General features: G+C 60.5%; 22 protein-coding genes and 1 pseudogene. 11 read left to right on the top strand and 12 right to left on the bottom strand.

Annotated features, from left to right (window positions below):
- The first annotated feature begins 72 nt into the window (after positions 1-72).
- The 3 genes from ACQ4OB_RS23460 to ACQ4OB_RS23450 all read left to right on the top strand — a co-directional run bounded on the left by ACQ4OB_RS23460 (position 73) and on the right by ACQ4OB_RS23450 (position 3,057).
- Positions 73-852, top strand: a complete 780-nt coding sequence (locus tag ACQ4OB_RS23460; RefSeq protein ID WP_074875587.1) for an ABC transporter substrate-binding protein — start codon at positions 73-75, stop codon at positions 850-852.
- A 198-nt stretch (positions 853-1,050) separates the two neighbouring features.
- Complete coding sequence (locus tag ACQ4OB_RS23455; RefSeq protein ID WP_102615165.1) at positions 1,051-2,163, top strand: succinylglutamate desuccinylase/aspartoacylase family protein; 1,113 nt, start codon at positions 1,051-1,053, stop codon at positions 2,161-2,163.
- A gap of 177 nt (positions 2,164-2,340) precedes the next feature.
- Positions 2,341-3,057: an alpha/beta hydrolase gene (locus tag ACQ4OB_RS23450; protein WP_430956538.1), complete on the top strand. Its 717-nt coding sequence runs from the start codon at positions 2,341-2,343 to the stop codon at positions 3,055-3,057.
- A gap of 3 nt (positions 3,058-3,060) precedes the next feature.
- On the opposite strand, the gene ACQ4OB_RS23445 is transcribed toward ACQ4OB_RS23450, so the two are convergent.
- The 3 genes from ACQ4OB_RS23445 to ACQ4OB_RS23435 form a co-directional block, all read right to left on the bottom strand.
- Complete coding sequence (locus ACQ4OB_RS23445) at positions 3,061-3,648, bottom strand: hypothetical protein (RefSeq protein WP_074875593.1); 588 nt, start codon at positions 3,646-3,648, stop codon at positions 3,061-3,063.
- Between the two features lie 141 nt (positions 3,649-3,789).
- Positions 3,790-4,587: a hypothetical protein gene (locus ACQ4OB_RS23440; RefSeq protein WP_430956537.1), complete on the bottom strand. Its 798-nt coding sequence runs from the start codon at positions 4,585-4,587 to the stop codon at positions 3,790-3,792.
- Between the two features lie 213 nt (positions 4,588-4,800).
- Positions 4,801-5,697, bottom strand: coding sequence for a LysR family transcriptional regulator (locus tag ACQ4OB_RS23435; RefSeq protein ID WP_074880615.1), 897 nt, complete (start codon positions 5,695-5,697; stop codon positions 4,801-4,803).
- A gap of 111 nt (positions 5,698-5,808) precedes the next feature.
- Here ACQ4OB_RS23435 and ACQ4OB_RS23430 point away from each other — a divergent pair, with 111 nt between their 5' ends.
- Positions 5,809-6,411 (top strand): NADPH-dependent F420 reductase, encoded by a 603-nt coding sequence (locus ACQ4OB_RS23430; protein ID WP_430956536.1) that lies wholly within the window; start codon positions 5,809-5,811, stop codon positions 6,409-6,411.
- A gap of 233 nt (positions 6,412-6,644) precedes the next feature.
- Here ACQ4OB_RS23430 and ACQ4OB_RS23425 read toward each other — a convergent pair whose 3' ends face one another.
- Genes ACQ4OB_RS23425 through ACQ4OB_RS23415 form a run of 3 tightly spaced genes read right to left on the bottom strand, consistent with a single transcriptional unit; the run spans position 6,645 to position 9,238 of the window.
- A complete protein-coding gene (locus ACQ4OB_RS23425; RefSeq protein WP_074875599.1) occupies positions 6,645-7,826 on the bottom strand; it encodes an acetyl-CoA C-acetyltransferase in 1,182 nt (393 codons plus the stop codon).
- Between the two features lie 11 nt (positions 7,827-7,837).
- The gene (locus ACQ4OB_RS23420; protein ID WP_074875601.1) at positions 7,838-8,503 is read right to left on the bottom strand and encodes a CoA transferase subunit B; all 666 of its coding nucleotides are present in this window, start codon (positions 8,501-8,503) and stop codon (positions 7,838-7,840) included.
- 36 nt (positions 8,504-8,539) lie between these two features.
- The gene (locus tag ACQ4OB_RS23415) at positions 8,540-9,238 is read right to left on the bottom strand and encodes a CoA transferase subunit A (protein WP_074875602.1); all 699 of its coding nucleotides are present in this window, start codon (positions 9,236-9,238) and stop codon (positions 8,540-8,542) included.
- 211 nt (positions 9,239-9,449) lie between these two features.
- Between ACQ4OB_RS23415 and ACQ4OB_RS23410 the strand changes: the two genes are divergently transcribed.
- Positions 9,450-10,346, top strand: a complete 897-nt coding sequence (locus ACQ4OB_RS23410) for a LysR family transcriptional regulator (protein WP_074875604.1) — start codon at positions 9,450-9,452, stop codon at positions 10,344-10,346.
- Between the two features lie 107 nt (positions 10,347-10,453).
- Here the strand turns inward: ACQ4OB_RS23410 and ACQ4OB_RS23405 are convergent, their stop codons facing one another.
- Entirely contained in the window at positions 10,454-11,296 is an 843-nt protein-coding gene (locus ACQ4OB_RS23405) for an NAD-dependent protein deacetylase (RefSeq protein ID WP_074875606.1), read from the bottom strand.
- A 148-nt stretch (positions 11,297-11,444) separates the two neighbouring features.
- The gene (locus ACQ4OB_RS23400; protein WP_430956535.1) at positions 11,445-12,491 is read right to left on the bottom strand and encodes a class I SAM-dependent methyltransferase; all 1,047 of its coding nucleotides are present in this window, start codon (positions 12,489-12,491) and stop codon (positions 11,445-11,447) included.
- Positions 12,492-12,719: 228 nt separating this feature from the next.
- Between ACQ4OB_RS23400 and ACQ4OB_RS23395 the strand changes: the two are divergent.
- Positions 12,720-12,845: pseudogene (locus ACQ4OB_RS23395) on the top strand (DUF2063 domain-containing protein); the annotation flags it as partial.
- Positions 12,846-12,868: 23 nt separating this feature from the next.
- Here ACQ4OB_RS23395 and ACQ4OB_RS23390 read toward each other — a convergent pair.
- Together ACQ4OB_RS23390 and ACQ4OB_RS23385 are read right to left on the bottom strand one after the other, a co-directional pair.
- Positions 12,869-14,263 (bottom strand): sensor histidine kinase, encoded by a 1,395-nt coding sequence (locus tag ACQ4OB_RS23390; protein ID WP_430956534.1) that lies wholly within the window; start codon positions 14,261-14,263, stop codon positions 12,869-12,871.
- Complete coding sequence (locus ACQ4OB_RS23385; RefSeq protein WP_074875614.1) at positions 14,241-14,924, bottom strand: response regulator transcription factor; 684 nt, start codon at positions 14,922-14,924, stop codon at positions 14,241-14,243. Before ACQ4OB_RS23385 ends, ACQ4OB_RS23390 begins: the two co-directional genes overlap by 23 nt.
- Before the next feature lie 304 nt (positions 14,925-15,228).
- Between ACQ4OB_RS23385 and ACQ4OB_RS23380 the strand changes: the two genes are divergently transcribed.
- Positions 15,229-16,167, top strand: coding sequence for a hypothetical protein (locus tag ACQ4OB_RS23380; protein WP_430956533.1), 939 nt, complete (start codon positions 15,229-15,231; stop codon positions 16,165-16,167).
- A gap of 291 nt (positions 16,168-16,458) precedes the next feature.
- Here the strand turns inward: ACQ4OB_RS23380 and ACQ4OB_RS23375 are convergent, their stop codons facing one another.
- Complete coding sequence (locus ACQ4OB_RS23375; RefSeq protein WP_074875617.1) at positions 16,459-17,070, bottom strand: glutathione S-transferase; 612 nt, start codon at positions 17,068-17,070, stop codon at positions 16,459-16,461.
- 79 nt (positions 17,071-17,149) lie between these two features.
- On the bottom strand, positions 17,150-18,070 hold the full coding sequence (locus tag ACQ4OB_RS23370) for a MurR/RpiR family transcriptional regulator (protein ID WP_074875619.1): 921 nt from the start codon (positions 18,068-18,070) through the stop codon (positions 17,150-17,152).
- 312 nt (positions 18,071-18,382) lie between these two features.
- On the opposite strand from ACQ4OB_RS23370, the gene ACQ4OB_RS23365 reads away from it, so the two are divergent.
- The 4 genes from ACQ4OB_RS23365 to ACQ4OB_RS23350 all read left to right on the top strand — a co-directional run bounded on the left by ACQ4OB_RS23365 (position 18,383) and on the right by ACQ4OB_RS23350 (position 23,720).
- Positions 18,383-20,320 (top strand): bifunctional 5-dehydro-2-deoxygluconokinase/5-dehydro-2-deoxyphosphogluconate aldolase, encoded by a 1,938-nt coding sequence (locus ACQ4OB_RS23365; RefSeq protein WP_430956532.1) that lies wholly within the window; start codon positions 18,383-18,385, stop codon positions 20,318-20,320.
- Between the two features lie 167 nt (positions 20,321-20,487).
- Complete coding sequence (gene iolE, locus ACQ4OB_RS23360; RefSeq protein WP_074875623.1) at positions 20,488-21,381, top strand: myo-inosose-2 dehydratase; 894 nt, start codon at positions 20,488-20,490, stop codon at positions 21,379-21,381.
- Positions 21,378-22,187: a 5-deoxy-glucuronate isomerase gene (gene iolB, locus ACQ4OB_RS23355; protein ID WP_430956531.1), complete on the top strand. Its 810-nt coding sequence runs from the start codon at positions 21,378-21,380 to the stop codon at positions 22,185-22,187. Before iolE ends, iolB begins: the two co-directional genes overlap by 4 nt.
- 30 nt (positions 22,188-22,217) lie before the next feature.
- Positions 22,218-23,720 carry a CoA-acylating methylmalonate-semialdehyde dehydrogenase gene (locus ACQ4OB_RS23350; RefSeq protein WP_430956530.1) on the top strand — a complete coding sequence of 501 codons (1,503 nt, stop codon included), beginning with the start codon at positions 22,218-22,220 and terminating at the stop codon, positions 23,718-23,720.
- Positions 23,721-23,734: the final 14 nt, after the last annotated feature.

Here is a 23,734-nt window from a genome sequence, read left to right as displayed (position 1 = left end):
TTCCAATCGGAACCCGCCACCGAATGCCAATCGAAAGCTGCCAATAAAAGCCTCCGCACACAGGAGTTATAAATGAAGAAGCTAGTGATGTTCGGTGCCCTGGCACTGTCGATGTTGTCCCTGACGGCTGTGGCCGAAGACGCCAAGCCGATCCGCCTCGGTATCGAAGCCGGTTACCCGCCATTCTCGATGAAAACCGCTGACGGCAAACTCACTGGTTTCGACGTGGACATTGGCGACGCGTTGTGTGAGCAGATGAAAGTGAAATGCACCTGGGTCGAGCAAGAGTTCGACGGTCTGATCCCAGCGCTGAAGGTCAAGAAAATCGACGCGATCCTGTCGTCCATGACCATCACCGACGATCGCAAAAAGAACGTCGACTTCACCATCAAGTACTACCACACCCCGGCGCGCTTCGTGATGAAGGAAGGCACCGACATCAAGGATCCGCTGACCGAACTCAAAGGCAAGAAAGTCGGTGTGCTGCGCGCCAGTACCCACGATCGCTTCGCCACTGAAGTGCTGGTGCCGGCCGGGATCAACCTGGTTCGCTACGGCTCCCAGCAGGAAGCCAACCTGGACATGGTCGCCGGTCGTCTCGATGCGATGCTGGCCGACTCGGTCAACCTGGACGACGGTTTCCTGAAAACCGACGCCGGCAAAGGCTTCGCTTTCGTCGGCCCGACCTACGAAGACGCCAAGTACTTCGGCGGCGGCGCCGGTATTGCCGTGCGCAAGGGCGATACCGCTTTGGCTGAGAAATTCAACACTGCCATTAACGAAATCCGCGCCAACGGCAAGTACAAGCAAGTGCAAGACAAGTACTTCGACTTTGACGTTTACGGCCATTAATCACGCCGTTCAAAAAAGTGGCAACCGTTGACGCGGTTGCCACTTTTTTTATGCTCTCTCTGTTGAAATGAGATCCCTGTGGGAGTGAGCCTCGCGAAAGCGGTTTTTCAGTGGTAAGTCTTTTGCCTGACACACTGCTTTCGCGAGCAGGCTCGCTCCTACAGGTGATTTTCGCCGTTCAGATATTCAGGAGTTTCCATGCAACGCATCGACCATTCACTGCCCTGGAGTCACTTGGGCACCGAACGCACCCTCAGCGTGTTTCGTTATGGCGCGGGCACTCGCAAGGTCTACATCCAGGCCAGCCTGCACGCGGATGAACTGCCGGGCATGCGCACGGCGTGGGAACTGAAAAAGCGTCTGGCCGAACTCGAAACCCAGGGCCAGTTGCAGGGCGTGATCGAACTGGTCCCGGTGGCCAATCCCATCGGCCTCGATCAACACCTGCAAGGCAGCCACATGGGCCGCTTCGAGCTGGGCAGCGGCAAGAACTTCAACCGCTCCTTCGTCGAACTCAGCGCACCGGTGGCCGAGTTAATCGGTGATCGCTTGGGCAGTGACGCGGCGGCCAACATTGCGCTGATTCGCCAAACCATGGGCCAGGTACTCGACGATTTGCCGGCACCGGCCTCGCAGCTTGAAGCCATGCACCGTTTGCTGTTGCGCCACGCCTGTGAGGCCGACATCACCCTCGATCTGCATTGTGATTTCGACGCGGCGATTCATCTGTACGCCTTGCCGCAACACTGGCCGCAGTGGCAATCCCTGGCGGCGCGTTTGAAGGCCGGGGTGGCGTTGCTCTGCGAAGACTCCGGCGGCAGTTCATTCGATGAGTCGTGTTCAACCCCGTGGTTGCGCCTGGCCAGGGCTTTCCCAGAGGCCGCGATACCGCCGGCCAACCTGGCGACAACGCTGGAACTGGGCAGCATGGGTGATACCCGCGTCGATCAGGCCCAAGCCAATTGCGAGGCGATTCTCGGCTTCCTCGCCGAGCAGGGTTTCATCAAAGGCACTTGGCCTGCGGCCCCGAGCGAATGCTGTGAAGGCATGCCGTTCGAAGGCACCCAATACCTGTTCGCGCCGCATCATGGGGTCGTCAGTTTTCTGCGCGACTCGGGTGAGTGGGTGGAAAAAGGGGATGCGCTGTTCGAAGTGGTCGATCCATTGAACGATCGGGTCACCACTGTTTGCGCCGGGACCAGTGGGGTGTTGTTTGCGATTGACCGTGGGCGCTATACGCAACCGGGGACCTGGCAGGCGAAGGTGGCGGGGCGCGAGCCGATTCGGGTCGGGAAACTCGTCAACGATTGAAGATCCTCACTGATCGTTCCCATGCTCTGCGTGGGAATGCCTCAACGGACGCTCCGCGTTCGGCTTCTGGGACGCAGAGCGTCCCGGGCTGCATTCCCACGCAGAGCGTGGGAACGATCAAAGGCCAAAAGAGGTGTTAGGCTCTGCCCCGAATCCTGCACTTGTGAAGGAAGGTTTATGTTGAAGTTTCTCGCTCTGCTGACACTCCTGGCGTCCACCGCCGTCCACGCTCAAACCCCGCTGCAAACCGATCTGCCGCTCAAGTACCTGGAGCAGGCCAACTCCGAATCGCGCCATCAGCCCCTAGTGATTTTCCTCCACGGTTTTGGCAGTAACGAAGAAGACCTGTTCGACATCAAGGATGAACTGCCCGCGTCATACAACTACCTGTCGGTACGCGCACCGATGGTGATAGAGGAGGGCCGTTATCAGTGGTTTCGCCAGAAAGGTGATGGCGCCTATGACGGCGAGACAGATGATTTGAAGGCCAGCGGCGCAGTGTTGCTGGATTTTGTCGCACAGGCGGCGAAGAAGTATCACACCGAACCTAATAAGGTATTCCTGGTGGGTTTCAGCCAGGGCGCGATGATGTCCTACGAGGTGGCCCTGCGTCATCCTGAGGCGGTGGGCGGGATCGCGGCGTTGAGCGGGCGGATTCTGCCAGTGCTCAAGTCCGGGTTGAAACCCGATGAAAAACGCCAGCAGCTGGCGATTTTCATTGGTCATGGCACCGCCGACACACTCCTTCCCTACAAGGACGGCACGGACGCTGACAGCCTGTTGCAGAGCCTGTCACTCAAGCCTGAATTTCATGCCTACCCCGGCGTTGGTCATAGCATCAGTGCCACCGAAATGCAGGACTTGAGCGCCTGGTTGCAGCGTCTCAATCCCTGACGCTTACTTGCCGCTGACGATCTGTTTGACCAGCGTCTCGTGGCCAGCATTGTCACTGAGGCGGGAAATCACCTGAACGATCGCCATGCGCGTGTTGGAGGCGGCCATCAGCGTAGTGTCGAGGGTTTTGCCGCCGCCCTGGGTGGCGGTGCTGTCGATCTGTCGCAGTCCCAGGCCCGTGCCTTTCTGGGTCAGGCTCTTTTCGCTGAGCTTGGTGAAGTCCGGCAGCGCCGTGGCTTGTTGGGTGGCGAAGTCAGACGCCACGGAGTCGAGGAACTGACCGTCGTTGTCTTTGACGTTGAGGCCGCCGGGGATGGTGTTTTCAGCGGCGATCACGACAGTTTTAGTCGCCTGATTGGTGTACATGGTGCCCGTTGCCCCGCCGGTGCCGGTGGCCGCGTCGCCGGCAGGCAACGGGTTGGCGACGAAGCCTTTGGGCAGGGTGAACTTGAACTTGCCGCCGAGCATCGAGACTTTCTGTGCTGGCGCGGTATCGCTGGCAGTGGCCTTGGCGGCCTGCGCATTCAGCGCTCCCAGACTGGCAACCGCCGTCAACAACAGCACAACGGCTTTTTTACTCAACAATGACATTCAGAAACTCCAGGGATGGTCGCGCGTTCGGCGCAATCATCCCATGGAATCCACTTTCTGGCAGCCCTCAGCCCTGTAGCAGGGGGACAGCGGTGTTACGCCTGATTCTGCGGCTAGAGAGTTCTCTTTAAGACCATGGTGTTACGTGTTGGCCTTCTGCAAGTTCTTCGATACGGTCGAACTGTCTTTTGAACCCATTAGCAGTCTCTTCGTCACCAGCAACATCCCCAATGAAACCACCACTCCCATCGCGAATCCCCACCAACCAAACTTCGGCAACGTCAGCGCCAACACCAGGCAAAACGCGGCGAACGAATACATCCCGGTTGCGGTGGCCCGCAACAATGCCGCGGTAAACGCGGGGCCGCGGGTTTGCTGGGAGAACACCGCCATCACGCTGCCCAGCACCGGGAACACTGCGAGCAGACCGCTCCAGCGTTCGCCGACGGTGCTGGCCAGCAACGTGACGGCGAGGGTGAGCAGGGCACCGGCAATCATGCGCAACAGCAATTTGTCGGACTTCGGCGCCGGGCCAGAAATGATCGGCTGTACCGAGGGAAACAGATATGGCGCCGCCAGCAGAGCGGTCGCGGCGGCGATCACCGAGAACACCAGGGACGGCGGAATCAACGACAGCACAACGGCCACCGTGGCCCAGACTAACAGCGAAATCACCAGCGCCCACGGCCATTTCGCGCGTTGTGCAACCTGAGCGTAGGTCACGCAAAAGGCAATCATCGCGAACATCGCCGACAGCGCTGCCGTCGCCGATTGAGCGGCGAACACCTGGCCCTGCTCGATGGCGAGAAAGAACAGAATCGGCCCGACCACCACCGGCAACCCCGACAACCAACCGGCGACACTCGGTCCCCAGCGTTTACCGGCCAGGGAAATCAGCAAGAGAAACCCTGGGATGACCAGCAGTTTGAGTAGCAGCACGCACGTACCTCCGACCTGAGTGAGGCGGCAACGTTAGCATTGCGTGGGAGCGATTGCTCTATAGATGTCGTGATTTTGTATACAAATATCAGGGCTTCAATGCTTGATCGTTCCCACGCGCCGCGTGGGAATGCCTCAATGGACGCCCCGCGTCCGCTTCGGCAGGGACGCGGAGCGTCCCGGGCTGCATTCCCACGCAGAGCGTGGGAACGATCAGTCGTGCTTAAGCGCCTCAACGATAAAATCGATGAACACCCGGGTCTTGGCCGGCATTAACGTCCGGCTCGGGTAATACAGCGAAATCGGTCCCGCGTCGGCGTGCCAGTCGGGCAGCAGGCGCACCAGTTCGCCCCGCTGGATATTCGCCAGCACATCCGGCAACACCAGCAGTGTCACGCCCAGGCCGAGGATCGCCGCTTGGCGCATGGCGGCCGGGTCGTTGAGCACAATGTGTTCGTTGAGATTGGCCGGTGCTTCGTTGCCCGCGCCATCGTGCATCAGCCATTGGCGAATCCGTCCGGTGCGGGTGCCGCGCATCACAATGCCGGTGTGTCCGCACAGGTCTGCCGGACTCTCGGGCAGGCTGCGTCCTGCAAGGTAGGCGGGAGAGGCGACTGCCACCACATGCGCCGCCGCCAACGTCCGCGACACCACCCCTGGCATTAACTCGAAACCGCCGCCAATGGCCGCGTCATACCCTTCGGCAATCAGATCCACAGGGCGGTTTTCGAAGTGCCATTCCGGGCGAATCAATGGGTAGCGCGCCAGGAACGCCGGCAGCAGCGGCAACACATGATCGATGCCAAAGGTCGGCGCCAGACTGACCTTGAGCACGCCCGCCGGCTCGCCTTGGTCGCTGCTCACCGCGCTGATGGCGGTCTGTAACGCTTGCAGATTGCCGCCGATGCTCGTCAGAAACCGTTCCCCGGCTTCGGTCAGGGACAGCTTGCGGGTTGAACGCTGGAACAGCCGCACGCCGATGTTGCGTTCGAGCATCGCCACGTTGCGGCTGACGGCGGCTGGGGTCAGCGCGAGCACCCGTGCGGCGGCGGAAAAACTGCCGGTTTCGGCACTGCGGACAAAAGATTCGAGGTTGGCGAGGGTTTCCATGGGCATCACCTGATAGTCATGCTTGAAGATCATTCAAGGCATTACCCGCTAATCAAGTGCTAATGGCAAGCGCAGTATTCACTCCAACGACAACCCACGGAGTGAACAACCATGAGCACCATCGGAATCATCGGCGCCGGCGCAATCGGCGCAGCCTTTGCCAGAGCACTGTCGCGTCAAGGCATTGAAGTGGTAATCGCCAACAGCCGTGGGCCGCAAAGCCTGGGCTCGCTGGTGGCAGAACTCGGGCCAACGGCGCGTGCCGGAACCCGCGAGGAAGCCGCTGCGCAAGCCATCGTGCTGGTCGCGGTGAACTGGTCGAAGCTGCCGACCGCGCTCGCCGGCCTGCCGGATTTTGGCGGTCGGATTGTCATCGACGCCAACAACTCAATCGAGGCGCCATCGTTCAAAGCGGTGGATTTGCAGGGGCGGACGTCCAGCGAAGTGTTTGCCGAATGGGTGCCCGGTGCGCGGGTGGTGAAAGCGTTCAATCACCTTCAGGCGCATTTTCTGGAGAGTGATCCGACCGCGGAGGGCGGGCGCCGGGTGCTGTTTCTCTCGGGTGATGATGCCGATGCGAAAGCACAAGTGGCAGCGCTGATCGAACAGTTGGGCTTCTTCGGGATTGATCTTGGGGAATTGAGCGTCGGGGCGCGACTAGTGCAGTTTCCGGGCGGTCCTTTGCCTGCGCTGAACCTGGTGAAATTCGCCTGACGATAGACAAAAAGAACCCGGTGCGACGTGAGTCGCGCCGGGTGTTTTGCCAGACGGCGAACGGATATTCGTGGGTCCCCGCGCCATCTGTTGAACGCTGTTTGATCGTTCCCACGCTCTGCGTGGGAATGCAGCCCGTGACGCTCTGCGTCACTTCCAAAGCCGAACGCAGAGCGTCCGATGAGGCATTCCCACGCAGAGCGTGGGAACGATCCTTGTGACCGAAAAAACGTTTACGCCCGTTCGATCGCCAGTGCCACGCCCTGACCACCACCGATGCACAGGGTGGCGAGGCCTTTCTTGGCGTCACGCTTGATCATTTCATGCAGCAGCGTCACCAGCACTCGGCAACCCGACGCACCGATCGGGTGGCCCAAGGCGATAGCGCCGCCGTTGACGTTGACCTTGTTCAAGTCCCATTCCAGGTCCTTGGCCACCGCCAGAGATTGCGCAGCGAAGGCTTCGTTGGCTTCGATCAGGTCCAGTTGGTCGATGGACCAACCGGCCTTGTCCAGGCAGCGACGAGTCGCGCTGACCGGGCCTATGCCCATGATCGCCGGGTCTACACCCGCGTTGGCGTAAGCGGCGATTTTCGCCAGCACGGGCAGGCCGAGGGCTTTGGCCTTTTCCGCGCTCATCAGGATCACGGCGGCGGCACCGTCGTTCAGGGACGAGGCGTTACCGGCAGTCACCGAACCGTCCTTCTTGAAGGCCGGTTTCAGTTTGCCCAGGGAGTCGGCGGTGGTGCCGGCCCGTGGTTGTTCGTCAACCTGGAAGGCGACCGGATCGCCCTTGCGCTGAGGAATCAGGATCGGCGTGATCTCGTCGGCAAATCGCCCGGCTTCGATGGCGGCTGTGGCTTTCTGCTGCGAGGCCGCGGCGAAGGCATCTTGCTGTTCGCGGGTCAGGCTGTACTTGTCGGCGAGGTTCTCGGCGGTAATGCCCATGTGGTAATCGTTGAACGCATCCCACAGGCCGTCGCTGATCATGGTGTCGACGATTTGCGCGTGACCCATGCGCAGGCCGGTGCGCGCACCGGGCATGACGTAATTGGACAGGCTCATGTTTTCCTGGCCGCCGGCAATGATCACGTCGGCATCGCCGCAGCGAATTGCCTGAGTAGCCAGGTGCAATGCTTTGAGGCCCGAGCCGCAGACCTTGTTCAGAGTCATCGCCGGCACGGTAAACGGCAGGCCGGCCTTGATCGCGGACTGGCGCGCAGGGTTTTGTCCGGCGCCGGCGGTCAACACCTGGCCCATGATCACTTCATCGACTTCAGCAACGTCCAGGCCGGTTTGCGCCAGCAGCTGACGGATTACCGCAGCACCGAGATCAACCGCGGACACGTTGGCCAGGGCACCCTGGAAACTGCCGATGGCGGTACGGGTGGCGGCGACAATGACGACTTCTTGCATGGAATGATTCCTCACTGGGCAGCGAACTGCATTTCCGGAACGTGATCCGGCACGATCAGTTTACCGGCGGTCTTGGCGACAATCTCCTCGACGCTGACGCCCGGTGCACGTTCCTTGAGAATGAACGCGCCGTTTTCGATTTCCAGGTAAGCCAGGTCGGTCAGCACGCGCTTGATGCACCCGGCACCGGTCAGCGGCAGGCTGCATTTGGACAACAGCTTGGACTCACCGTCCTTGGAGGCGTGGGTCATGATGACAATGATGTTGTCTGCGCCGGCCACCAGGTCCATGGCGCCGCCCATGCCCTTGACCAGTTTGCCGGGGATCATCCAGGAGGCGATGTTGCCTTCCACGTCCACTTCGAACGCACCGAGTACTGTCAGGTCGACATGACCACCGCGGATCATCGCGAAGGACTCGGCGGAGGAAAAGATCGACGCGCCGATACGCGCGGTCACCGTTTGTTTGCCGGCGTTGATCATGTCGGCATCGATGGTGTCTTCGGTTGGAAAGGGACCCATGCCCAGCAAGCCGTTTTCCGACTGCAGCATGACTTCCATGCCTTCGGGGATGTAGTTGGCGACCAGGGTCGGAATGCCGATGCCCAGGTTCACGTAGAAGCCGTCCTGCATTTCGCGGGCGACGCGTTGAGCCATTTGTTCGCGGGAAAGTGCCATTGTTGTTATTCCTTCATTCGGTCCGGGGGCAGGGGATCACTTACGCACGGTGCGCTGTTCGATGCGCTTCTCGAACGTGCCGCAAATGACCCGGTCGACGTAGATGCCAGGGGTGTGGATCTGCGCCGGGTCCAGCTCGCCGGGTTCGACGATTTCTTCGACTTCGACCACAGTGATCTTGCCCGCGGTGGCGGCCAGCGGGTTGAAGTTCTGGGCGGTGTGGCGGTAGATGACGTTGCCGAAATGGTCGGCTTTCCAGCCTTTGACGATGGCGAAGTCACCGGTGATGGATTCTTCCATCAGGTACTTGCGGCCATGGAATTCGCGAACTTCCTTGCCGTCGGCTACCGGCGTGCCGACGCCGGTGGCGGTGAAGAACGCCGGGATGCCGGCACCGCCTGCGCGCATTTTTTCGGCGAGGGTGCCTTGGGGGGTCAGGACCACTTCGATAGCACCACTGAGCAGTTGCTCCTCGAACATTTTGTTCTCGCCGACGTAAGACGCCACCACCTTGCGGATCTGCCGGTCTTCCAGCAGCACGCCGAGGCCGAAACCGTCGACGCCGCAGTTGTTGGAAACCACGGTGAGGTCGCGTGTGCCTTTGCGCTTGATCTCGGCGATGAGGTTTTCCGGAATCCCGCACAGACCGAAGCCGCCAGCGATCACGGTCATGCCGTCTTCAAGACCTGCCAGAGCTTCCTCGTAGGAACTCACGCGCTTGTCGAAACCTGCCATATGCACCTCTTTTATTCTTTGTGGGCGGCTGGCTAGCCGTATTGGGGTAGGAGTGTCGCGCTGCAGAATTCATTTGTTAAGTTGATTTTTAAGGTTGATTGATAGATAAAACTCACCAATAACCCTTGTGGGAGCGAGCCTGCTCGCGATGGCAATTTCAAGGAAGCCATCGCGGGTAAACCGTGCTCCTGATTACTGGAGCAATTCGCACATGACAGTCAAGCAGATCCGCGCATTCCTGGCCGTGGCCCAGAGTCTGAGTTTTGCCGTGGCCTGCGAGCGATTGCACCTGTCGCAATCGGCATTAAGCCTGACCATCAAGGCGCTGGAGGAGGGGTTGGGCGGGCGACTGTTCACCCGCACCACGCGCAATGTCGCGCTGACAGCAGAGGGGGAATCACTGGTGCCGCTAGCACGTCGGCTGATCGCTGACTGGGATAACGCCGAGGATGAGCTGCGGCAACGCTTCACTCTCCAGCGCGGACGCGTGACGCTGGCGGCGATGCCCTCGTTTGCCGGCAACCTGCTGCCGCCGATCCTGAAAACCTTTCGGGCGCGATACCCCAAGGTCAACGTCACGGTGAATGACGTGATCAACGAGCAGGTGCTGGAGATGGTGCGTGACCGGCAGGTTGAACTGGGAGTGGCGTTTGAACCGAATCAGAGTTCATCGCTGGCATTCACGCCGTTGTACATGGACCGTTTCGTGGCCGTGGTGCCGAAGGATTCTCCTTTTGCCGAACGGCAAGATATCGATTGGCAGACCTTGCTCGAGGAGCCGTTCATCACCTTGCAGCGACCGTCGACGGTGCGGGTGATGCTCGAAGAGCACTTGCAGGCACGCGGGATGAAATTGCCGGTGGAGTTTGAAAGTCATCAGTTGGCGACGGTGGGGCGGATGGTCGCCAGCGGGTTGGGGGTGAGTGCAGTGCCGGCGTTGTGTGTCGGGCAGATGCTGGAACTCGGAGCGCGGTGCATCACTTTGCGCGACCCGGTGGTGGAGCGGGCGATCGGGGTGCTGACCAAGCCAGGGGTGGAACTGTCGGCGGCGGCGCAGGCGTTGTTCGATATCCTTAAAGCCGAAAACCTCGGCCAACGCCTCCATTGATCGTTCCCACGCTCCGCGTGGGAATGCAGCCCGGGACGCTCTGCGTCCCATCCAAAGCCGAACGCGGAGCGTCCGTTGAGGCATTCCCACGCGGAGCGTGGGAACGATCATTGGGACAGGTGTTGTGTCAGGAGGGGGAGTAGCTGCTCGCACGACGCCTCTATTTTCAAATCAAGGAAGTCATCCGCCCGTGTCTTCCCCAAATTGATCGCCATTAACGGCTTGCCCTGATCCGCCACCGCCCGGCATAACCGAAACGCCGAATACGCCATCAACGAAGATCCGACCACCAGCAACCCCGCCGCCTTTTCGACCGCCGCCATCGCTTTGGCCGCTGTCACCTGCGCCACATTTTCGCCAAAAAACACCACGTCCGGCTTCATCCGCTCACCCGCGCAGTACGGGCACTGCGGCACCTGAAACCGCGCCTCAAACGCCGCATCCAGCAGCGTGTCGCCATCCGGGGCTTGCACCGCATCCACGCCGGCCAGATACGGATTCTGCGTTTCCATCAATTGCTGGATCGAATCCCGTTCGCTGCGTTTTCCGCAGTCCAGGCACAACACTCGATGCAGGCTGCCGTGGAGTTCGATGACGTCATGGCTGCCGGCCTGGTCGTGCAGGGTGTCGACGTTTTGCGTGATCAGCCCGCTGATCTGCTGCGAACGTTGCAAACTGGCCAAGGCCTCATGGGCCACGTTCGGCTGGGCCTGGCGCACTCGCGGCCAACCGAGCATCGCCCGCGCCCAATAGCGTCGCCGGGATTCGGGGGCGGATAGGAATTCCTGATACATCATCGGTTGCCGGCCACGCCGCACGCCCTGGTTGTCGCGGTAGTCCGGAATGCCCGACGGAGTGCTGATGCCGGCGCCGGTCAGGACCACAAACGGCTGGTCAGCCATTAACTGCTGAAGGCGATCGAGTTGTTCGCGGATGAGGCTGTCGAGCATGTTCAACACTCCGGTGGACGTGTAGGAGCTGCCGCAGGCTGCGATCTTTTGATCTTCAGCGATTTGAGCATCGCCAAATCAAGATCAAAAGATCGCAGCCTGCGGCAGCTCCTACAGTAGACCGTCAGCCGTCAGCCGTCAGCGGTGTTTACTTGCGCGCCTCCAGTATCAGGTTGAACGGCGTTTCCGTGGCCCGCCGGAACGTCTTGAACCCGGCCTCGGTGAAGACCTTGCGCAGCCGCGCCTCGCCAGCCTGGGCGCCGAGGCCGAGGCCGACTTCCTGGGACAGCGAGTTCGGGGTGCAGATGAAGGTCGAGGCGGCGTAGAACAAGCGGCCAACCGGGGTGGTGTTGTCATCGAGCGAGTCGTTGGCGAACGGTTCTACCAGCAGCACCGTGCCGTCCGGTTTCAGTGCGTCATAAGCATGCCGCGCCGCGCCCACCGGGTCGCCCATGTCGTGCAGGCAGTCGAAATAGCAAACCAGGTCATAGTCATCGCCGGGGAAGCTTTTTGCCGTCCCCTGGAAGAACCGCGCACGCCCGGCCACGCCACCTTCCTCGGCGCGCTGGGTAGCGACGGTGACGGAGGGCGCGTGGTAGTCGAAACCGACGAATCGCGAATTCGGGAACGACTGGGCCATGATCACGGTGGATGCGCCGTGGCCGCAGCCGATGTCCGCTACTTTGGCGCCAGCCTCCAGTTTGCCGACTACGCCTTCGAGTGCCGGTAGCCATTCGGCGACCAAGTGCGCTTTATAACCTGGCCGGAAGAACCGCTCCGTGCCACTGAACATGCACGGATGGTGATCGCCCCAGGCGAGGGCTCCGTCGCCGCGCATGGCGTTGACCAGTTTGTCCTTGTCATGGAAAAACGATGCGACCACCCCGATGCCACCCGCGATATAGACCGGTGAGTCTTCGATCGCCAATGCCAGGGCTTGCTCTTCGGGCAGGCGGAACTGGCCGTCGCGGTGTTCCATGTAACCGGAAGCGGCGTGGGCGCTGAGCCATTCGCGCAGCAGGCGGGTGTTGCAGCCGGTTTTGTCGGCGAGGATTTCAGGGGTGACTGGCTGGCTGTCGGCCATGGCCCGGTACAGTCCGAGCTCTTCACCGAGGATGACGTTGGCGAGCATCGCTGCGCCGCCCATGTCGTTCACCAGTTTGCCCATGAAATCATTGAGTCTGGCCTCGTCCATCACATGTGCTCCTTCAGCAGGATCACAGTCCAGAGGCCTTGTTTTTCGAGGCGTTCACCTCTGAACCGTGGTCGTGGGAATGAACAGGACGATAAGCACGTCCTGCGTGCAGTAAGTTTAGTCCGGGGGCCGTGGGCCGCCGTCTGGAGCGACGAAATCCCGGTGGCAGGAAGATCTGGTTTGACGCTGCCCCCTGTAGGAGCCCGGCTTGCCCGCGATGGCGGTGTTTACGAGTGGGTCGAGATGGCGCTGCAGCAGTCCGAGGCCGAACCGTTGCCGCTGAGCGATGCCCGGTTGTTGCTGGACCGACCGTTGCAGGTTTCACCGCTGGCCTGGCCGTTGGCGTATGCCTGGTCTACGTTGTTCTTGAGTTAGCGTCACGTCTGGGGGATCAAGCGTTGCTGACAATCAAGCACCAACCGCGCACCGCCGAGTTCACTGGTGCTGACTTCAAGCGTAAACCCATGCAAGCTGACAATCGCCGCAACGATCGACAGCCCCAACCCAAACCCGCTTTTCTGGTTGCCGCCCTCGGCACGATAGAAGCGCTGGAACACTGCCTCTCGTTCGGCCATCGGAATACCAGGGCCCGAATCGAGCACTTCGATCCGCGTAAATCCCGCCTCATTGACCCCCCGCAAAATCACCTCGCCACCCGGAGGCGTGAACTTGATCGAGTTGCTCAGCAGGTTCGCTATCGCCTCAAACAACAATGCTCGATCACCGTTCAGCGAAGGTAACGACGTCGGCAATTGCAGCTTGAAAACCAGCTCGCCTTCTTCCGCCAACGGCAGATAAAAGTCGTGCAGCTCTTGCAGCAACGGCAGCGGATCCAGCTGCACAAAACCCGAGCGGCGCTGACGATCTTCCAGCTCGGATATCCGCAGCAACCCTCGAAAGCGCGCCATCAAGGTGTCCGCTTCACCGAGCACCGAGTCCAGTTGCACCGCCAGCGTCGAACCCTCATCAGCCTGCTGCTGAATCCGGTACAGCTGCGCCCGCAAGCGCGTCAGCGGCGTGCGCAGGTCGTGGGCGATGTTGTCGCAGACGCCCTTGACCTCGTTCATCAAGCGTTCGATACGTTCGAGCATGGCGTTGACGATGGCGGCGAGCATGTCCAGCTCATCGCGGCGATCGGACAATGGCAGGCGGCGGGTCAGGTCGCCGGCGACGATGGCTTCGGCACTGGCCTGGATCGCACGAATCCGCCGCAACGGACGCCGCCGCAACAGGTGCCAACCGGCGATGCCGGGCAGGATGGTCAGCGTCACACCCCAGAGCAGCGCGTGCAGAATGATCCGGGTCACGGCAAACAACGAACCGTTATCCCGCACCAGCACCAGCCAGCGGCCGTCCTTTGTCTGGGTCGCTACCGCGTCGCAGCTGTCTGCCGGCAGGCTTGGGTCGTCAGAGTCAGCGCAGTCACCGAGCATGTGAATCTTGCCATCCAGCGGCAGGCCTTTGGGCATGTGACGCAGCGCACCGCCGAGGTAGCGGTGCTGAGCATCGAACAGGCCATAAGCGTCGATGCCGCGAATGTCGAAGGTCATGCTGACGGCGAGGGCGTCGGCCAATTGCTCGCCCTGAAAGTGCGAAAACAAATGCTGGCGTTGCATCAGGGAGTGTTTGGCCAGGTTGTCCAGGTAGGCGGAAACCTCGTAGTACATGACCCCCATGAGAATCCCGCTCCAGAGCACGAACAGCGAACTGTAGAGCGCCAGCAAACGGCTGCTGGACGAACGCCAGCCGTTAGAGGGGTTCAGCAATGACATAACCCGAGCCTCGCACGGTCCGAATCAGTGGGACATTGCCTGGCGGGTCGATCTTCTTGCGCAACCGGCCGATGTGCACGTCGATCAGGTTGGTGCCGGGGTCGAAGTGGTAACCCCAGACCTCTTCGAAAATCATCATCCGCGACAGGATCTGCCCGGTGTTGCGCATCAGGAACTCCAGCAGCTTGTACTCGGTGGGCAACAGCGTCAGCAGTTGACCGTCGCGGCTGGCTTCATGGCTGATCAGGTTCAGCTCCAGATCTGCCACCCGCAAGGTGGTGGCCTTGGCGGTCACGGTGTTCTGCCGGCGCAGCAGGACTTCGACCCGGGCGGCCATTTCATCGGTGGCGAACGGTTTGGTCAGGTAATCGTCACCGCCCGCCCGCAAGCCGCGCACACGCTCATCGACGTCGGAGAGGGCGCTGATCATCAGGATCGGCGTGACCACGCCCATGGTCCGCAACGTGGTGACTATCGCCAGGCCATCGAGCTCCGGGAGCATGCGATCAAGGGTGATCAAGTCATAGTTGCCGCTGACCGCGCGCGCCAGGCCTTCGCGGCCGTTGTCGACCCAATCCACGTCGAGGCCGTGGCTGCTCAATTCGGCGACGATTTCCCGGGCGGTCACGGCGTCGTCTTCGATGGTCAAGATACGGGTCATAGGGCGGGCCTGATTAGGAGTGCTCAACATTGAGCGGCATTTTGCCAAGAAATGACCGCAGGCTTTCTAAATAAAACTTCATGTGAATCGAAAAGGATTTTTCCATTGAAAACACCGATCCCGGTCAATGCATAAAACCCGCCGATACAGAGAGTTCCTTGCAAAATGCAAGGCCATTGAAAGTTCAAACTTTATAACTGATTGAAAGTAAGCAATTTATTTAAAGTTGCCGACTGGCACGGTGACTGCACTTGCTCCCTTGAAGAGTTGTAACACCATCTTTCCTGCCTGGAGCGATATCACAATGAATAGATCCTCTGATGGTTTCTATCCGGCCCTCGAAGAAACGAGCACGGTCTCTGGCGTGTCCTGGGGCGCGATCTTCGCGGGGGCCGCTGCGGCGGCGGCGTTGTCGCTGATCCTCGTGTTGCTCGGCTTTGGCCTGGGTTTTTCGGCGGTATCGCCGTGGGCCAATGAAGGGATGAGCGCCAAGGGCCTGGGCATTTCAACGATTGTCTGGCTGGCCGCTACGCAAATCGTGGCGTCCGGGCTGGGCGGTTACATCGCCGGTCGTCTGCGGGTGAAGTGGGCGTACATGCACGGTGATGAGGTTTACTTCCGTGACACTGCCCATGGCTTCCTGGCCTGGTGCGTGGCGACGCTGGTGACGGCGATGCTGTTGGTCGGTTCGGTCAGCAACATCATCGGCGGTGGCGTGCAGGCCGGGGCGAGTGTGGTTGGCGGCGCTGCGAGTGCCGCGACTCAAGCAGCCGGTACGGCTGTCGGCAACGCAGACAATGATCAGTATGGATACTTCGTCGACAGTCTGTTCCGCGATGATCGTCCGGCAGCAGTCAGTGATGACGCTGTTCGAGGCACCGTGACGCGCATCTTCGTGCGCAGCCTGAGGAACAACGGTCAACTGGCTGCCGAAGACCGCATCTACCTGGCGCAACTGGTGGCCCAGCGGACCAACCTTACCCAAGCGGACGCGGAACGTCGCGTTGATGAAGTGTATGCCCGTACGCAAAAAGCCGTGGCCGACGCCAAACTCGCCGCCCAGGAAGCTGCCGACACTGCCGCCAAAGTCGCGGCCTGGACGTCGCTGTGGATGTTCATTGCGCTGCTGATCGGTGCGTTTTTCGCCAGCCTCGCTGCAACCTTTGGCGGTCGTCGTCGGGATGCGGTCGAGTACATCGAAACCGACACTTACGTGACCAACACTTCCACCCCAGTTCGCTAAACCAGGAGAACTACCATGCGCTCATTACTGCTGTTCTTTCTCGGCGTACCGATCCCGATCATCATCCTGATCGCCCTGTTCATGTGACTTGGGTTGGGGCACAGGTCTTTGCCGCTTCTGCCTTGGGTGGAAGCGGCGTTTTTGTGTAATCGGGACTGGCCTTGACTTTGATGTCGACTGTCACTGCGCTATCGCGAGCAGGCTCGCTCCCACAGTAGATCTGAGCGACACAGATCAAATGTGGGAGTGAGCCTGCTCGCGATGAGGGCATATCGGACACAACAAATCCATCTACTCAATTGGCGTACTGACAAAACCCTCAAGCCCTTCGGCATACGCGGTAAACGCACTGATCTGTGGAAACCGATTTTCATCCACCTGATCCGGCACCACCAGATGGGTGAAACTCCAGGCCACCGCCAACGTAATCCCGTCTTGAGCAATCGTCCCGTCAGTCTTCAGCGGCTGCATTTCCAGCTCGCGCTCCAGCGCCGAATAGGCGGCCGCCAATTGTCCTTCGACCCGCTCCACCCACGGTTCAAACTGAATCTCCGCTGGCCGCAGATTGCGTTCGTAGTAGAGCTGTACGGACTTTTCACACGCCGCCAACGCCAGGCCGATCAGGCGCAACGAGCGCAAGCGTTGATCGAGATCGTCGGGCATCAGGCTCTTGCCGGGTCCGGCCAAGGCTTCCAGGTATTCGATAATCAGCGTCGAGTCGATCAACACCTCACCGTCGTCCAGCACCAGGGTGGGCGCCTTGACCACCGGGTTGATCTGCTGGAATTGCTCGAAATGCCGAAACACCGAGACCGGCTGGTGTTCCAGGTCTATCCCCAAGCATTTGGCAGAAATGGCGACGCGCCGCACATAGGGCGAATCCAGCATGCCGATCAGCTTCATTTAACCGCTCCTCCTTCAGATGTCCGTTTCAGGACGGACTACCTTAGCTGAGGTTCAGCGACCTGCAACTGGCGCCGGGCTAATCCTCGAAGCCGACCTGTTCGTGAATCTCATCGACCTTCAATTCAAGGCGATAGGCCACGGCAATAAACAGCGCCTGGCATAAACACAGTGTGGCACTCAGGGAACGGAAGGCAAACGAGCTGCCTTCGTTGACCAGCAGCACCGTGTTGGCGCGCTTGGCCAAGGGCGAGAGGTTGCTGTCGGTGATGATCAGGGTTTTCGCCTGATTGTGTTGGGCAATACGCAGGCAGTGCTGGGTTTCCTTGCCATAGGGCGTGAAGCTGATGGCGATCACCAGGTCATTGGCGCGCACGCTGCGCATCTGCTCGCGGTAGCTGCCGCCGAGCCCCGAGACCAGATGAATGCGCTTGTTGGTGTGTTGCAGGTTGTAGACCAGGTAATCGGCCACCGCGAATGAACGGCGCACCCCGACCACGTAGATGTTGTCGGCATTCACCACCAGGTCGACAGCCTTGTCGAAGGCCTGGTCATCGAGTTCCAGCCCCAGCCGTTCAATGCCTGACAGGGTCGCATTGATGCACTCGCGCGCCAGGTCGCCGCCGCTGGCCTTCTGCGACTTGTTGGCAATCATGCTGCGAATGCGCTGCTGGTAGTTCTGCACCGGCGTGGTCTTGTGGGTATAGGCCTCGCGGAACAGTGCCTGCATTTCGCTGAAGCCGCTGAAGCCGAAACGCTGGGAAAACCGCACGATCGCCGACGGGTGCACTTCGCACTCGCGGGCGATGTCGCTGATGCGGTCGACCATGATCCGGTCGCTCTGCTGGCTCATGTAGCTGGCGATGCGCTTGAGCTGGCGCGGCAGGCTTTCGTATTCGTTGGTGATCAGTTGCAGCAGACGCTCGGCGTTGATCGGAGGGCTGGCGAGATCGCTGTCGGGCGTGCTCTCGGTCGTCGCCGGCTGATCGGTGCGGGTCATAAGGAATCCTTCTGGCTTGTTCTTATAGGGACGACAGAGAGCGTCATCCCCTGACAATAGGTTGGCTGTGCGCAGTCTACAGGGTAGGCCGGAAAAAAATCTTGAGCTTGCGGTCAGTACGAGGTGTGCTGAAACGATGCACTGCCCCTGGAGCACCTGTGGCCAAGTTTATTGGAAAAAATATTCCACGTAAAAATTATTTGGAATAATTATTGATTATTCGGCCCCGGACGTTTTAGTCTGCATCCCACCAAGAGTGTTCGGCGCGGCCATCGCCCCGAACGCAGGCTGATAAAAATAACAGGAGCCAGCATGGGCCAGACTCGTTTTGCCAGTGGGCGTCAATTGGATCTGATTTGCCTGGGGCGCCTAGGCGTCGACCTCTATGCGCAGCAAGTCGGCGCGCGGCTGGAAGATGTGAGCAGCTTCGCCAAATACCTCGGCGGATCGTCTGCCAACATCGCTTTCGGCACCGCTCGGCTGGGCCTTAAATCGGCGATGCTGAGCCGGGTAGGGGACGACCACATGGGCCGCTTCCTCGTTGAATCCCTGACCCGCGAAGGTTGCGATGCCCGCGGCATCAAGGTCGATCCAGAGCGCCTGACCGCCATGGTCTTGCTGGGTCTCAAGGATCGCGAAACCTTTCCCTTGGTCTTCTACCGCGAAAACTGCGCCGACATGGCGCTGCGGGCCGAAGACATCAGCGAATCTTTCATTGCTTCCAGCAAAGCCTTGCTGATCACCGGCACCCATTTCTCCACCGACGGCGTCTACAAGGCGAGCATCCAGGCGCTGGATTACGCCGAGAAGCACAACGTCAAACGGGTGCTGGACATCGACTATCGCCCGGTTCTGTGGGGCCTGGCTGGCAAGGCCGACGGCGAAACCCGTTTCGTTGCCGACCAGAACGTCAGCTTGCATGTGCAGAAAATCCTTCCGCGTTTTGACCTGATCGTCGGCACGGAAGAAGAATTCCTGATTGCCGGTGGCTCCGAAGATTTGCTCACCGCGCTGCGTAATGTGCGGCGCCTGAGCGTGGCGACCCTGGTGGTCAAGCTCGGCCCGCAAGGCTGCACGGTGATTCACGGAGTCATTCCGGAACGTCTTGAAGACGGCGCCATTTACCCCGGTGTCCGGGTGGAAGTGTTGAATGTGCTGGGCGCCGGCGATGCCTTCATGTCGGGCTTCCTCGCCGGTTGGCTGGAGGACGCGAGCGACGAGCGCTGCTGCCAGTTGGCCAATGCCTGTGGCGGCCTGGTGGTGTCGCGCCATGCCTGCGCGCCGGCGATGCCGACCCGCGCCGAACTCGACTATCTATTCAACAGCCCGGTGCCGATTACCCGGCCGGATCAAGATGCGGTGTTGCAGCGTCTGCATCAGGTCAGCGTGCCGCGCAAACAGTGGAAGCAGCTGTTCATCTTTGCGTTCGACCATCGCGGGCAACTGGTGGAGCTGGCGCACAAGGGCGGTCGCGACCTAAGCGCCATCGGCGAACTCAAGCAACTGTTTATCAAGGCTGTGGAACGGGTCGAAGCCGATTTGCGCGAGCAGGGTATCGAGGCCGATGTCGGGTTGCTGGCCGATCAACGCTTCGGCCAGGATTCGCTGAACGCCGCCACCGGTCGTGGCTGGTGGGTGGCGCGTCCGGTGGAAGTGCAGGGGTCGCGGCCATTGGCCTTCGAACATGGGCGCTCCATCGGCAGCAACCTGATTGCCTGGCCGCAGGAACAAATCATCAAGTGCCTGGTGCAATTTCACCCCGACGACGAGCCGTTGCTGCGCCTGGAACAAGAAGCGCAGATCAAGGGTTTGTACCAGGCCTCTCAGGTCAGCGGTCATGAACTGCTGCTGGAAATCATCCCGCCCAAGGATCATCCGTCGACCCATCCGGACGTGCTGTATCGCGCCCTCAAACGGCTCTACAACCTGGGCATCTACCCGGCGTGGTGGAAGATCGAAGCGCAGAGCGCCGAGGAGTGGAAGCAACTCGACGAGCTGATCCAGGAACGTGATCCGTACTGCCGAGGCGTGGTGTTGCTGGGGCTGAATGCACCGGCAGCGGCACTGGCCGAAGGGTTTCAACAGGCCAGCCAGAGCCAGACGTGTCGTGGGTTTGCCGTCGGCCGAACGATTTTCCAGGAGCCGAGCCGCGCGTGGATGGCCGGTGAGATCGACGATGAAACGTTGATCCGCCAGGTGCAGGGCACGTTTGTCGAACTGATTGATGCCTGGCGCACGGCCCGGAGTTGAATATTTTCAATATGTGAACACTGAACCTGTGGGAGTGAGCCTGCTCGCGATAGCGGACAGACAGTCAATATTAAAGTCGCCTGACACACCGCTATCGCGAGCAGGCTCACTCCCACAGGGTTTCGCGCCGCATTCAATGGTTATGTAAAACAATAAAAGGTGCAGCCATGCCCGCTATTCGAATTGGCATCAACCCGATCTCCTGGAGCAACGACGACCTGCCGTCCCTCGGTGGCGAGACGCCGCTGAGCACCGCCCTGAGCGAAGGCAAGGAAATCGGCTACGAAGGTTTCGAACTCAACGGCAAATTCCCCAAGGACGCCAAAGGTGTCGGCGACGTACTGCGCCCTTATGACCTGGCGCTGGTGTCCGGCTGGTATTCCAGCCGTCTGGCCCGCCGCTCGGTGGCCGAAGAAATTGATGCCATTGGCAGCCATGTCGAGCTGCTGGCCAAAAACGGCGCCAAGGTGCTGGTGTACGGCGAAGTCGCCGACTCCATTCAAGGCCAGCGCATTCCGTTGGTGGAACGCCCGCGATTCCACACCGAACACGCCTGGCAGGAATACGCCGACAAGCTCACCGAACTGGCGCGCTTCACCTTGTCCCAAGGTGTGCGCCTGGCCTACCACCATCACATGGGCGCCTACGTCGAATCCCCGGCCGACATCGACAAACTGATGGCGCTGACTGGCAGCGAAGTCGGTCTGCTGTTCGATTCGGGCCATTGCTACATGGGTGGCGGCGAACCGTTGCAGGTGCTGCGCAAACACATCGAACGCATCTGCCACGTGCATTTCAAGGACGTGCGCAAACCGGTGGTGCAACTGGCGCGCAACAACCTGTGGAGTTTCCCGGACTGCATCATCAACGGCACCTTCACCGTGCCCGGCGACGGTGACATCGACTTCGGCGCCTTGCTCGACGTGCTGCTGGCAGCCGGTTACCACGGCTGGCTGGTGGTCGAGGCGGAACAGGACCCGGCGGTGGCGCCCAGTTATGTCTACGCCAAAAAAGGCTACGACACCTTGCGTGCGCTGCTCGACGAGAGGGTTGCGATATGAGCCTGCTGGTCAAAAGCAACGCCCGTGGCCGGACCATGGTCGAGCTGGGGAAAGGTGAATTGGAATACGTCGGCTTCGCCGCTTATCGCTTGAGTCTGGGCGAGACCTTGCCGGTGTCGGCCGGTGATAAGGAACTGTGTCTGGTGCTGCTCAGTGGCCGGGTCAGCATCAAGGGTGAAGCGCCGGGGCAGGGGGCGTTCGACTGGGACAACATCGGCGATCGTCAGTCTGTGTTCGAAGACAAATCACCCTTCGCCGCGTACTTGCCACCGGGCAGTCAGGCGCAAGTGGTCGCGCTTAGTGATGTGCAAATCGCTGTCTGCGCCGCCCCCGGTTCGACCGCCGAAAACCTCGGCCCACGGCTGATCAAACCCGACGCCATGAAGCGCAGCGTGCGCGGCAAAGGCGCCAACACCCGTTACGTCTGCGACATTCTGCCGGACTCCGAGCCGGCCCATTCGCTGCTGGTGGTGGAAGTGCGCACGCCGTCCGGGCACTCGTCGAGCTACCCGCCGCACAAACACGACACCGACGATTTGCCGCACCAGAGTTTTCTCGAAGAAACCTATTACCACCAGATAAACCCGCCCCAGGGCTTCGTGTTCCAGCGGGTGTACACCGACGATCGCAGCATCGATCAGGCCATGGCCGTGGAAAACAGTGACCTCGTGGTTGTACCCAAAGGCTATCACCCGGTCAGCGTGCCGTATGGCTACGAGTCGTACTACCTGAACGTGATGGCCGGACCCAAACGCGTCTGGCAGTTCCATAACGATCCGCAGCACAGTTGGCTGATGGATCTCTGAATTCCAACCTCTGCACGGAGAACACGATCAATGAGCAACGCCCCGATCATCGGCCACTACATCCACGGTCAAGTGCAAGACAGCAGCAGCGAACGGTTCGGCAACGTTTTCAACCCGGCCACCGGCAGCATTCAGGCACGCGTCGGGCTGGCCAGCCAGAAGACCGTCGACGAAGCGGTCGCCTCGGCCCTGAAAGCCTTTCCGGCCTGGTCCGAACAATCGTCCCTGCGCCGTTCGCGGGTGATGTTCAAGTTCAAGGAATTGCTCGACCAACATCACGATGAGCTGGCAGAAATCATCAGCCGCGAACACGGCAAAGTGTTTTCCGACGCCAAGGGCGAAGTCACCCGGGGCATCGAAATCGTCGAGTACGCCTGCGGTGCGCCGAACCTGCTGAAAACCGAGTTCAGCGACAACATCGGCGGCGGCATCGATAACTGGAACCTGCGTCAGCCACTGGGCGTGTGTGCTGGCGTCACACCGTTCAACTTCCCGGTGATGGTGCCGCTGTGGATGATTCCGCTGGCGCTGATCACCGGTAACTGCTTCATCCTCAAACCGTCTGAGCGCGACCCGTCCGCCAGTGTGCTGATGGCCCGTCTGTTGAGCGAAGCCGGGTTGCCGGACGGTGTGTTCAACGTGGTCCAGGGCGACAAGACTGCCGTCGACGCGTTGCTGCAACACCCGGACATCGAGGCGATTTCCTTTGTCGGCTCGACGCCGATTGCCGAGTACATCCACCAGCAAGCCACCTCCCGCGGCAAGCGTGTGCAGGCGCTGGGCGGGGCGAAGAATCACATGATCGTCATGCCGGATGCGGATCTGGATCAAGCGGCGGATGCCTTGATCGGCGCGGCTTACGGCTCGGCCGGCGAGCGCTGCATGGCGATTTCGATTGCCGTGGCGGTGGGCGATGTCGGCGATCAGTTGATTGCCAAACTGCTGCCGCGTATCGATCAACTGAAAGTCGGTAACGGCCTGAAGGGCGACAGCGACATGGGGCCGTTGGTGACGGCCGAGCACAAGGCCAAAGTCGAAGGTTTCATCGACGAAGGCGTGGCCCAGGGCGCGCAGCTGATTGTCGATGGTCGCAACTTCAAGGTGCCGGGCGCCGAAAACGGTTTCTTCGTCGGCGCGACACTGTTCGATAACGTCACGACCGAGATGAGCATCTACCAACAGGAAATTTTCGGCCCGGTGCTGGGCATCGTTCGGGTGCCGGACTTCGCCAGTGCCGTCGCGTTGATCAACGCCCATGAGTTCGGCAACGGCGTGTCCTGTTTCACCCGCGATGGCGGCATCGCCCGGGCCTTCGCCCGCACGATCAAGGTCGGCATGGTCGGCATCAACGTGCCGATTCCGGTGCCGATGGCCTGGCATTCTTTCGGCGGCTGGAAGCGCTCGCTGTTTGGCGATCACCACGCTTACGGCGAGGAAGGCATTCGCTTCTACAGCCGCTACAAAAGCGTGATGCAGCGCTGGCCCGACAGCATTGCCAAGGGCCCTGAATTCAGCATGCCGACGGCCAACTAATTCACCTGTGCGGA

This window comes from Pseudomonas sp. ES4 (genome assembly GCF_050586665.1).
Lineage (GTDB): Bacteria > Pseudomonadota > Gammaproteobacteria > Pseudomonadales > Pseudomonadaceae > Aquipseudomonas > Aquipseudomonas frederiksbergensis.
This window is presented reverse-complemented; position numbering and strand designations above follow the sequence as displayed.

Coding starts and splice junctions, on each gene's coding strand:
- ACQ4OB_RS23460 (WP_074875587.1), top strand. CDS start 73: ATGAAGAAGCTAGTGATGTTCGGTGCCCTGGCACTGTCGATGTTGTCC.
- ACQ4OB_RS23385 (WP_074875614.1), bottom strand. CDS start 14,924: ATGACCCGTATCTTGACCATCGAAGACGACGCCGTGACCGCCCGGGAA.
- ACQ4OB_RS23445 (WP_074875593.1), bottom strand. CDS start 3,648: ATGTCATTGTTGAGTAAAAAAGCCGTTGTGCTGTTGTTGACGGCGGTT.
- ACQ4OB_RS23390 (WP_430956534.1), bottom strand. CDS start 14,263: ATGTCATTGCTGAACCCCTCTAACGGCTGGCGTTCGTCCAGCAGCCGT.
- ACQ4OB_RS23365 (WP_430956532.1), top strand. CDS start 18,383: ATGGGCCAGACTCGTTTTGCCAGTGGGCGTCAATTGGATCTGATTTGC.
- ACQ4OB_RS23425 (WP_074875599.1), bottom strand. CDS start 7,826: ATGCAAGAAGTCGTCATTGTCGCCGCCACCCGTACCGCCATCGGCAGT.
- ACQ4OB_RS23380 (WP_430956533.1), top strand. CDS start 15,229: ATGAATAGATCCTCTGATGGTTTCTATCCGGCCCTCGAAGAAACGAGC.
- ACQ4OB_RS23350 (WP_430956530.1), top strand. CDS start 22,218: ATGAGCAACGCCCCGATCATCGGCCACTACATCCACGGTCAAGTGCAA.
- ACQ4OB_RS23450 (WP_430956538.1), top strand. CDS start 2,341: ATGTTGAAGTTTCTCGCTCTGCTGACACTCCTGGCGTCCACCGCCGTC.
- ACQ4OB_RS23430 (WP_430956536.1), top strand. CDS start 5,809: ATGAGCACCATCGGAATCATCGGCGCCGGCGCAATCGGCGCAGCCTTT.
- ACQ4OB_RS23420 (WP_074875601.1), bottom strand. CDS start 8,503: ATGGCACTTTCCCGCGAACAAATGGCTCAACGCGTCGCCCGCGAAATG.
- ACQ4OB_RS23405 (WP_074875606.1), bottom strand. CDS start 11,296: ATGCTCGACAGCCTCATCCGCGAACAACTCGATCGCCTTCAGCAGTTA.
- iolB (WP_430956531.1), top strand. CDS start 21,378: ATGAGCCTGCTGGTCAAAAGCAACGCCCGTGGCCGGACCATGGTCGAG.
- ACQ4OB_RS23370 (WP_074875619.1), bottom strand. CDS start 18,070: ATGACCCGCACCGATCAGCCGGCGACGACCGAGAGCACGCCCGACAGC.
- ACQ4OB_RS23415 (WP_074875602.1), bottom strand. CDS start 9,238: ATGGCAGGTTTCGACAAGCGCGTGAGTTCCTACGAGGAAGCTCTGGCA.
- iolE (WP_074875623.1), top strand. CDS start 20,488: ATGCCCGCTATTCGAATTGGCATCAACCCGATCTCCTGGAGCAACGAC.
- ACQ4OB_RS23400 (WP_430956535.1), bottom strand. CDS start 12,491: ATGGACGAGGCCAGACTCAATGATTTCATGGGCAAACTGGTGAACGAC.
- ACQ4OB_RS23375 (WP_074875617.1), bottom strand. CDS start 17,070: ATGAAGCTGATCGGCATGCTGGATTCGCCCTATGTGCGGCGCGTCGCC.
- ACQ4OB_RS23435 (WP_074880615.1), bottom strand. CDS start 5,697: ATGGAAACCCTCGCCAACCTCGAATCTTTTGTCCGCAGTGCCGAAACC.
- ACQ4OB_RS23410 (WP_074875604.1), top strand. CDS start 9,450: ATGACAGTCAAGCAGATCCGCGCATTCCTGGCCGTGGCCCAGAGTCTG.
- ACQ4OB_RS23455 (WP_102615165.1), top strand. CDS start 1,051: ATGCAACGCATCGACCATTCACTGCCCTGGAGTCACTTGGGCACCGAA.